This window comes from Pedobacter sp. HMWF019, assembly GCF_003061025.1.
In the GTDB taxonomy this organism is placed as follows: domain Bacteria; phylum Bacteroidota; class Bacteroidia; order Sphingobacteriales; family Sphingobacteriaceae; genus Pedobacter.
Genome location: NZ_QAIL01000304.1, coordinates 1 through 10,228, shown reverse-complemented (window position 1 = coordinate 10,228; position 10,228 = coordinate 1). Strand labels below are relative to the sequence as shown.

Here is a 10,228-nt window from a genome sequence, read left to right as displayed (position 1 = left end):
TGTCTACACACCCCATAAACAATTCATAAACAACAAATTACAAGATTACATTTTTATCCATATTGCACAGGCTCTTATCAATTTATAATTAAATTTGAGAACTTATGAAATACTTAATCTACCTGTTTTCTGTTCTGCTTTGCCTCACGATACCCTTGATTGGCTTTGCCCAAACGGAGTTAACGGACAGCCTGACTGCTGTTTTGGAGAATCCTTCCCTCGGCGAAAAAGAAAAACCTGCCTTGTTAAACCAGCTGGCCGAAATATACAGAACCGATAAGAACTATGCACTTGCGGAGCGCAAGGCCGGTGAAAGTGCCAGGATTGCTTTACGGAAAAAAGATTATATTGATGCGGTAAAGGCCTATACGCTACTGGTCAATATCAGAACCTCTGCCAGACAACTTTCATCGGCAAAACGAACCAGCGATTCTACATTAACATTTGCTAAAAAAGCCAATGATCCTGTCGCAATGGCCTATGCATATTATGCACAGGTCCTGGTTTACAAAATTTTAGACGATGCACAAAATGTGGTGAAATTCTGCGGTCTTGCCTTAAAACAACTGGAAAAAAAATCGGATCCTTATATCGCGTCCAAAATATATTACAGGCTGTATGCCGTTTATTCCGGCTGGAACAATGAAGCAAAAGCAAATTTATATGCTTCAAAAGCTACTGAAAATGTGCTTCTAACCACCGATTATAATCATTTAAGTAATTGTTACACGGCATTATCTGTTGCCCATGAATACAACTACAATGCTTCCAAAAACAAGACCGAGCTGGATAGCGTTCTGTTTTATCTTAAAAAATCGGAAATGCTTTATCATCAATATCCCGGTCATGTGGCCAATCATACTTATGCGATAGCTTGTGTTGATATTGCAAGCTTCTACCTCAGATACTTTTCTCCAACTGACCTACAGGCAAAAGACCAGGCCATGCATTATGCCAATACGGCCATATCGGTTTTAAAGGGTATGGATAACAGCCAGGAAATATTGGCCAGTGGTTTAGGTATATTGAGTGAATATGCAAAACGGGCTGCAGATTATGGTCAGCAGGAAGCATATTTATTACAGGCATATGAAGTTATAAAAACTGGGAAACCTATTTATTATTATACCATGCTGAATGTAGTGCAGGCTTTAGCTGATTTTTATGAAAAGAAGGGTGATCTTAAAAAGGCCATAGATTTTCAGAAAGAGATCACTACTTATACACTAAAGAGCTTTAATGAAAAACAAGCTTTAAATGCACAGAAACTGGAAATACAATACGAAACCGAAAAAAAAAACAATGAGATGAACCTGCTTAAAGAAAGAGAGCTGAGCCATAAACGGCAAAACTATTTGTATGGTTGTGTAGCGGTGATTTCTTTCTTTGGCTTATTGTTTATGTTCCGGTCTTATCACTTCAAATTGCGTTATTCCTTACAACTGGAAAAACAGCTTGATCTGGAAAAGGAGGATTCTGCACTTAAGGTCAAACTGGAACAGGAAGAACAGGCAAGGCTAAAAGTAGAGCAGCAGTTGCTGGAGGCCCAGCAGCTGCAGTTAAAGAAGGAAGCTATGGCTAATGTGTTACAATTGGAACATAAAAACCAGATGCTGCTTCAGATAAAGGAAAGACTCAATGACGGAGACCCTGTCAATATGCAAAAGCTCTGGAAGGAAGAAATGGTGCTGGACAGTGATTTTGAAGATGCTAAAATGCAGATCCAGAAGGTTCATCCCGATTTTTTCAGCCTGATCAACCACAAAGCGGGTAAGAAGCTTAGTGCACTGGACCTAAAGCTTTGCGCATACATTTATCTTAAAATGGATACCCGGCAAATTGCCCAGATGATGCATATCGAAGCCAAAAGCGTTCGGATGAGCAAATACAGGATCAAACAAAAGCTGGGTTTAGACAAAGAAGAAGACCTGAACGTTTATTTACAAGAAATTGGAACTGTATAGTCTTATTTTCTGGAAATTTTAAGATTCCTGAAAATCCCCGGGGAGTCATCACCTGTAAAAAAACCTATTTTCCCCGATTTCAGATCTCCTAAGGAGGTGACTTCTAAACAAGGCCGTGTCTGATCGTTGGTAAATACGCTGATTTTACCCCCTTCAACTTTAATCCTTACCTTAAACCAGTCATTTGGATCAAGGTTTTCGCCAATGGGCTGCTCATATTCGAGCGGATGATGATCTCTTAAAACTTCCCAGTCGTAATTTGGAAGCGAGACGTATTGGACTGCATGTTTTTTACGCAGTTCATCTGTTGTTCTGAAATTAAATGGGCGGAAATAAATGGCTTCATAGTTCTTTTCATTTTTGATATGAAACGCAAAGCCAACAAAACTTTTTTGATAGACATCCTGCCCTTTGACTTCAAATTGGATCTCTCCATTTTCAAAAGTGGGATACTTGATCATTATCATCCCACCTCCAGGCCCAGGGTTAACCGAAAGAATATGCGTCTTCTCTACAACATTCATACTAATGGTTCGGTTGATGGTGGTCGTTACCTTGGAGATATCTACATTTTCCAGTTTTTGAGCATATAGACTTGTACTGGCTGAAAAACTAAGAATCGAAAGAATAAGCAGGAAATTGGATTTGTGCATGTCTGTTGTTTTCGATCTTCATTCAAGCCTTGTGCCAGATAAATTCCCAGGGTATACAAGAGCTTTAGGCTCATAACCTCTTTAAGCATTGTTCATAAATGAACATTAGCATGTACATTTATGAACAGCAAAGAAAATATAGACCTTTACGAGCAAAGCTTTGAAGCGTATTTTTGTTTTGGCACGTACTTTCGACAGCTTGCAGAAAAAATTGACCAATGCTCATCTTTAATCTAAAAATAGCTTTCCGTAATCTTTTAAAATATAAAGGATTTTCCCTCATCAATATTGGTGGGCTGGCTATCGGAATGACCTGCTGTTTAATGCTCCTGTTATATGTAAATTATGAATGGAGTTATGACAAACAGTTCAGAAATATAGACCGTATTTATGCTGTTTGCAAAAACTATAAAGCAAGTGGAGAAACACTTACTTACGGCGCTACTAGCGATGCACTTCCGCAGCTATTAGGCCCTAGTTCGGTACAGAACATCCCTCAGGTGGAATTTGCCAGCCGAATTGCGAGACGGTGGGGAATCCTGTTTAACTATGGGCAAAATTCCTATAAAAGGAATGTTTATTTTGTTGATCCTTCTTTCCTGAAAATCCTGGATTATCGTTTTATTAAAGGAAATCCTGCAACGGCCTTAACTGACCCTAATGCGATTCTGATCACTGAATCTACAGCTAAAAGCCTGTTCGGAACTACTGATCCGATAGGAAAGAGTCTTAAACTGGACAACCGGAAATATCTCCATGTTACTGCGGTGATTGCCGATCCACCTAAAAACCAGACTTATAAATTTGATGTATTGTTAACCTGGGCTTTGTTGGAACAGGAATCTCCCTGGCTTGCAGGTACCGACTGGGGCAGCGGTTTTTGCAATACGGTGATCCAGTTAAAAAATCCTGATGATTTTAAAGCGGCAGATGCACAGATTCGTAAAATGATTTCTACTCATCAGCCCAAAAGCAAGGCGGAAGCTTTTTTGTTTCCACTTAAAAAGAGTCATTTATATGATAACTTTGAAAACGGGAGAGCTACCGGAGGAAAGATAGATCAGGTTAAATTGTTTCTTTTCCTTGCCTTCTGTGTTTTGTTAATTGCCTGTATCAATTACATGAACCTCAGTACGGCGCGTTCTGAAAAACGGGCAAGAGAGGTTGGCGTGCGTAAAACGCTGGGCTCATCGAGACGTTCCATTGCACTTCAGTTTTTTGCGGAATCCTTACTTCTTTCTTTTTTAGCTATAGGAATTGCTTTTGTACTTACCGAGGCAGCTTTACCTTACTTCAATAACCTCCTGGATATACAAATGCTGATCTCCTACAGTTCGATTACACTCTGGGCAACCTTGCTGTTGCTTCTGCTGTTCACTGGTTTTGTAGCAGGTAGTTATCCGGCTTTCTATTTATCCTCTTTTGTTCCGGTAAAGGTATTGAAAGGCTTTAATGGTGCAGGCCGCTCCTCATTACCTTTACGAAGGATATTGGTTGTTTTACAATTTGGATTCTCTATTTGTATGATCATTTCAGCCATTATTATTTATAATCAAATCCATTTTATTGAGCAAAAACCCCTGGGCTTTGATCAGAACAACCTGGTACAGGTAGAGCGCTCAGGATCATTAAAAACACGTTCAAAAGCGGAACTTTTTAAAGCAGAATTACTTAAGGCCGGAGTGATCAGTTCTGCAACGGAGATGTCTAATGGTTTAACCAATGGCGGAGACAACTCCTCGGCATTTGAATGGCCAGGCAAATTCGCGGATGAAATTATTGTTATGAACTATAGGGCTACCGGTTTCAACTTCATGAAGACCATTGGTGCCAAAATGTTATTGGGCAGAGATTTCTCCGAAAAATTTGCCATGGATTCTTCAGCGGTTATTCTGAATGAAAGCACAGTAAAGGCCATGAGGCTTAAGCAACCTCTAGGTACCCGGATCAGATGGGATAAAGCCGTTTTTACGGTAATTGGTGTGGTGAAAGATTACAATTACGAGTCTACTGCATTTAAGGTTTCTCCAACACTATTTTTCTCCGCCTATAAGGAAACCAATGTGATGCTTTTCAGGCTCAACCCGACACAAAATCTCAGCCGCTCTATTCAGAAAATTCGTGATATTGGCGCAGCCATCAATCCGGCCTACCCTACCGACATTCAGTTCATCGATCAAAATATGGCAGATAAGTTCAGCAACGAAAGAACCATGGGTGTTTTGTCCAATCTGTTTGGCGGTTTTGCGATCTTCATTTCCTGCCTGGGCTTATTAGGACTGGTTTTATATATTGCTGAACAGCGCAAAAAGGAAATTAGTATCAGAAAGGTCCTTGGCGCTGATATGAAAAACATCCTGATGCTGCTCAACAGAGACTTTATTAAGCTTATATTGTATTCTAATCTGATTGCCTTCCCTGTAGCCTATATCTTTTCAACGAACTGGCTCCAGAAATATGACTACAGGATTGCGGTCTCTGTATGGCCATTTTTTCTAGCGGCCTCTATATCATTACTGATTACTTTATTAACCATCAGTATTCAAACCTTTAAGATTGCGGCTTCTAATCCGGCAGACGCGTTAAAACATGAATAAACTAATGTTTTGACGCGTCTGTTAAGACATGATTAGATGGCGTTGACAGTAATTACAATTTTCCCTTGTGTTCTGCCTGTTTCAAGTGCAAGATGTGCATCTGCCATTTGTTCAAAATCAAAGAGCTGAGAAACATGAGACTTCAGTGCTCCATTTTCAAGCAGTCTGGCAATCTGCTGCATGTTGTGTCCGCTTGATTCCACCATGGTGAAATAGCCATTGATCCCCATTGCTTTTGCTTTTTCTGCGACAGCTTCTCTCAGTCCGGAGGGAATGCTGATGATGGTGCCACCTTTTTTGATCACTTTTAAAGATTTGTCAATATTTTCGCCACCTATGGTATCCAGTACAAAGTCAATATTACCTGTAAATTGCTCCAAAGGACCTGCTGTATAATCAATATATTCATCGGCACCCAGGCTCAGTACAAATTGTTTTTTTGCCGCAGAGGATGTTCCGATAACATAGGCACCAAGGTGTTTGGCAATCTGAACGGCATAATGCCCAACTCCCCCTGCTGCTGCATGGATCAACACACGGTCTCCTGCTTTAATCTTAGCATGATCTACCAGCACCTGCCAGGCCGTTAAGGCGGCTAGTGTAGCTGCTGCGGCATCCGTATGACTGGTCTGCTTTGGCTTTAAAGCCAGTTGATTTGCAGGTGCAGCCACATATTCTGCATAGGCTTTACCATGGCCCGGAAAGTTGACCATTCCAAATACTTCATCACCAGCTTTAAATTCTTCAGATCTGGACACCTCCACAATTCCGGAAATATCCCAGCCAAGGATCATTGGGTTTTCATCTTTGATCTTTCCGGCAGCTCCTTTTCCTTCTCGGGTTTTTATATCCACAGGATTAATGCTGATGGCTTTAACTTTTATCAATACTTCCTGATCTTTTATTTCCGGGATCTGCAGTTCTTGTCGTTGTAATTGATCTGTAGATCCAAATTCTTTTAAAATAATTGCTTTCATTGTTTCTGTTTTATACGTCAAAATTAGTGGTGATTTTACAAATTTGTTTGTACATCTGTTCGTTAAATCAGTAATTTTACACCATGCATAAGGAAAGTTTATACGAACCCTTTGAAATCGTTTTTAAAGAGCTAAATGAATGTCCTAAAAAGGCCCATGAACATACTTTCTTTGAATTGGTTTACATTGTTTCTGGTACCGGACAACAATGTATTAATAAAAACAAATTTCCTTATCACAGAGGGCATCTATTTTTGATTACACCAGATGACTGCCACTCTTTTGACATTGAAGAAACCACCCAGTTTCTGTTCATTCGGTTTAATAATATTTATATCAGGAACAATGTCTTGCCACAAGACAATATCCAAAAACTGGAGTTTATATTGCAGCATGCCAATCATCAGCCCGGCTGCATACTAAAAAATCAGGTGGATAAAACATTGGTAGAACCCATGGTCAATGCGATTATACGGGAATATGTTAACAGGGATCTGTATAATAAAGAATTGATTCGCCAGCTGGTTAATACACTAATTGTAGTCGTGGCCAGAAATATTGCAAAATCTCTACCCGAAAAAATTAACGAGCAGTCGGAAGAAAAGGCTCTTGATATTTTGGAATACATACAGAGTAATATTTATACGCCCGAAAAGCTCACTGCTGAACACTTAGGTGCTTCTTTTGGGATCTCAGAATCTTATTTGGGGCGCTATTTTAAAAAGCATGCCAATGAGACGCTGCAGGACTATGTGACCCAGTATAAATTAAAGCTGATAGAAAACAGGCTGTTGCATAGTGAATTTCGTATTGGTGAAATTGCAAGGGAATTCAATTTTACAGACGAAAGCCATCTGAACAGAATTTTTAAAAAGTACAAAGGAGCCAGTCCATCGGCTTATCGCAAAGCAAGAAAGTCAGTTGTTTGATCAATAGGTTCTGGTATCCCAATAATTACGAATACCTATCTCCAGTTTTTACCCTTGATCAGGTAACTCACTGTATTAAAAACGATGGACTTTCTTGCACAAAAATCAAGGACAGTTTTCCTGCCCTGGGCACCAATACCTTTAATTACATTTAAGTCTTTAGGGTGCAGGAATGATAGATCTGGTACTTTCACAATTCCAGCATTGATCAGTGCGTTCCTGGTTAACACAGAAAATTCGTCGACATCCTTGATGAGTTCTTTTTGCAAATTTACTTTTCGTATCATATTCTAATATTTGTATGATCTGTTCCGTATGTCCCGGTCCATCGGCAAAACCCACCTCTGGAACAGATGAAAATTATTAAATAATAGCTTTCCAGATCTTCTTAACTCAACGCAAACGTTTGCGAATCAAAGCATATATAACCTATAAATCAGGCTTTTTCAAATGACCTGTTTCGTTAGCTTTAAAATATCTTGCTTTACAGAACAAATCCATTTGCTTTAATTGTCTATTCAGTTCATTTCACGTTGTAAGCCCATTCATTTGATTAGAAACGAACTTATAAGATGATTTACGAAAACGATTGCGTAAAAATATAAAAAAATCCATTCTTAGTATCTATTCACAAAAAAATAGCTTTACTTAATCCGCCTGCAGAAAAACTACTATATTTAAACATGAGTCATTATGTATGACACAAAACCTATCACGAACACATGAAACCACCATTTAAACTGATTGCTACATTGCTCTTTTTGAGTTTAACAGCACGAAGCTATGCTCAGGGAGAGAGAATTTTACCGCAGCCACAGCAATCGACTTTTACAGGCAAACGCTTTATCCTGAACCATGCCTATAAGTTTAACGGTCTGAAAAATCCGGATCCAGATGCTATTGCTTTATTGGAGCATCTGCTGAACAATAACGGCTCGGGTAAAAAAAGTTTAGCCCTTTCAATTATAGCAATAGATAAGAAGGATACGATTTTACAAAAATCCGGTGCCTACCGCCTGGACATTTTGCCTTCTAAAATCACCATTTCCGTGTTTGATAACCGTTCCCTGTTCTATGCGGCTCAAACCCTCTCCCAACTCATTCATAAAGAGCCTGATGGCAAAATTTCTTTACCAGAGGGTGTAGTGAATGATTTCCCGGATATCGCTTTTCGTGGAACTGTGGAAGGATTTTATGGAGAACCCTGGAGCCATCAGGACCGTATGGAACAATTTCGTTTCTACGGTAAGCTTAAGTTGAACACCTATATCTACGGACCTAAAGATGATCCTTATCATTCTTCCCCCAACTGGCGCTTGCCTTATCCTGACGATAAGGCAAGGGAGATTAAAGAACTGGTTACCGAGGCTGGTAAAAATAAAGTCGATTTCGTCTGGGCCATTCACCCGGGACAAGACATTAGCTGGAATTTGAAAGACAGTTTGGCGATTGTAAACAAGTTTGAAATGATGTATCAGCTGGGCGTACGTTCCTTTGCTGTGTTTTTCGACGATATATCTGGTATTGGTACCAAGGCGGAAAAACAAGCTGAACTATTAAACTATCTGCAGCATGAATTCGTTAATAAAAAGAAAGATGTTTCGGCACTGATCATGTGTCCAACCGAATACAATAAAAGCTGGGCAGATCCTCAACCGGGATCTTATCTTAATATTCTTGGAGATCAGCTCGATCCTGCTATTCATGTGATGTGGACCGGGAATACGGTAGTTGCCGACATCACCAAGGAAGGTCTGGAGTGGGTAAACCGAAGAATTAAACGTCCGGCTTATGTGTGGTGGAATTTCCCGGTAAGCGATTATACCCGTGACCATTTACTGATGGGACCGGCTTATGGTTTAGATACCCAAGCCTCGAAAGATATGTCTGGCTTTGTATCCAACCCGATGGATAAAGCAGAAGCCTCTAAAACAGCCATATTTGGCGTAGCCCTGTATGCCTGGAATTTAGCAAAATATGATCCACAGGCGGCATGGGAGGCCGCAAACCAATATATTATGCCAGAGGCTCCAACTGCCTTTAGGTTGTTCAACAGCCACAACAGCGACCCAGGAGCCAATGGACATGGCTACCGCCGGGGTGAATCTGTAGAGATAAAACCTGCCATAGATGTTTTTTTTGCTTCCTTTCAACAGGGGGATTATCGGCCCGATCTTGCTGCTCAGATTAAAGCAGAATTTTCCAGGATAATTCCGGTTGCTGCAGAAATCAGAAGTAAAAGCACAAATAAGCGACTGGTAGAACAAATTTCGCCATGGCTGAGCCAATTTGAATTACTGGGCAAGACTGGTGTTTACACCATGTCTATGCTGGAAGAATGGAATGCTAAAAATTATACCGCCGCAGGAAGTTCTTATTTAAAGGTCGACCAACTGCTGGACAGTATGAAACAACTGGATAAAAAGGCAAATTCAAACCCTTACCAGCCGGGGGTCAAGACAGGGTCTCTGGTATTAACTCCATTTGTGAAGAATGTCTTTAAGTTAATGGGGCCGTTGATTAGTAAAACGAGTTCTATTGCCATGCCTCCATCCTTTCTTTTTGAGCAGGCTATAGAGCGTTCTGTAAATTATAGCAATTCAGAACAATTTCGCAATCAGCCCTTGATCTTTGAGGAGAACAGCGTGGCTATTTCTCCCGCTTTAGAGGTAAAATCTTTAAACAAGGGGGAATATCTGGGAATAAGTATTGATCCGAAATTGAGGATAACTCAGTTACAATTTAATCTGGAGTGTCCCGATTTGTTAGCTTCGGGTCTTTTTCAATCCTCAGCGGACGGCAAAAACTGGCAGACTTTAAAGGTAAATGAGACTAAGGGAAAGGGCAATTACGTTACATTTACCGGAACGGAAAAATATATACGTTTTCTAAACGGGTCTGAAAAGACGAAGACCTTTTATCTGAAAAGGTTCAGAATCATACTGGAAGCAGTAAACTAACGATAGCCTGTTACGATCTATCAATGTAACCCAATCGCCTACAGGACGGTTTCAGTAGATATATTCATATCAATAAATCTTTATATAGAGATTTATTGATATGAATAATGCTGATTTTAGCTATATCGGTTTGATCCAATAACTATAA

Annotated in this window: 7 protein-coding genes; 4 read left to right on the top strand and 3 right to left on the bottom strand. The window is 39.9% G+C overall.

Features of this window, described 5'->3' with window-relative positions:
• Positions 1–104 precede the first annotated feature (104 nt).
• The gene (locus DBR11_RS17150) at positions 105–1,964 is read left to right on the top strand and encodes a hypothetical protein (RefSeq protein WP_108553874.1); all 1,860 of its coding nucleotides are present in this window, start codon (positions 105–107) and stop codon (positions 1,962–1,964) included.
• A gap of 2 nt (positions 1,965–1,966) precedes the next feature.
• On the opposite strand, the gene DBR11_RS17145 is transcribed toward DBR11_RS17150, so the two are convergent.
• A complete protein-coding gene (locus DBR11_RS17145) occupies positions 1,967–2,617 on the bottom strand; it encodes a family 16 glycoside hydrolase (RefSeq protein WP_108553873.1) in 651 nt (216 codons plus the stop codon).
• Positions 2,618–2,835: 218 nt separating this feature from the next.
• Here DBR11_RS17145 and DBR11_RS17140 point away from each other — a divergent pair, with 218 nt between their 5' ends.
• Positions 2,836–5,214 (top strand): ABC transporter permease, encoded by a 2,379-nt coding sequence (locus DBR11_RS17140; RefSeq protein ID WP_108553872.1) that lies wholly within the window; start codon positions 2,836–2,838, stop codon positions 5,212–5,214.
• Between the two features lie 32 nt (positions 5,215–5,246).
• Here the strand turns inward: DBR11_RS17140 and DBR11_RS17135 are convergent, their stop codons facing one another.
• Positions 5,247–6,191 (bottom strand): NADP-dependent oxidoreductase, encoded by a 945-nt coding sequence (locus tag DBR11_RS17135; protein ID WP_108553871.1) that lies wholly within the window; start codon positions 6,189–6,191, stop codon positions 5,247–5,249.
• An 83-nt stretch (positions 6,192–6,274) separates the two neighbouring features.
• Here DBR11_RS17135 and DBR11_RS17130 point away from each other — a divergent pair, with 83 nt between their 5' ends.
• Positions 6,275–7,120 carry an AraC family transcriptional regulator gene (locus tag DBR11_RS17130; protein WP_108553870.1) on the top strand — a complete coding sequence of 282 codons (846 nt, stop codon included), beginning with the start codon at positions 6,275–6,277 and terminating at the stop codon, positions 7,118–7,120.
• Positions 7,121–7,155: 35 nt separating this feature from the next.
• Here DBR11_RS17130 and DBR11_RS17125 read toward each other — a convergent pair whose 3' ends face one another.
• Positions 7,156–7,407, bottom strand: a complete 252-nt coding sequence (locus DBR11_RS17125; RefSeq protein ID WP_108553869.1) for a hypothetical protein — start codon at positions 7,405–7,407, stop codon at positions 7,156–7,158.
• A gap of 435 nt (positions 7,408–7,842) precedes the next feature.
• Here DBR11_RS17125 and DBR11_RS17120 point away from each other — a divergent pair, with 435 nt between their 5' ends.
• Positions 7,843–10,080, top strand: a complete 2,238-nt coding sequence (locus tag DBR11_RS17120; RefSeq protein WP_108553868.1) for a beta-N-acetylglucosaminidase domain-containing protein — start codon at positions 7,843–7,845, stop codon at positions 10,078–10,080.
• Positions 10,081–10,228: the final 148 nt, after the last annotated feature.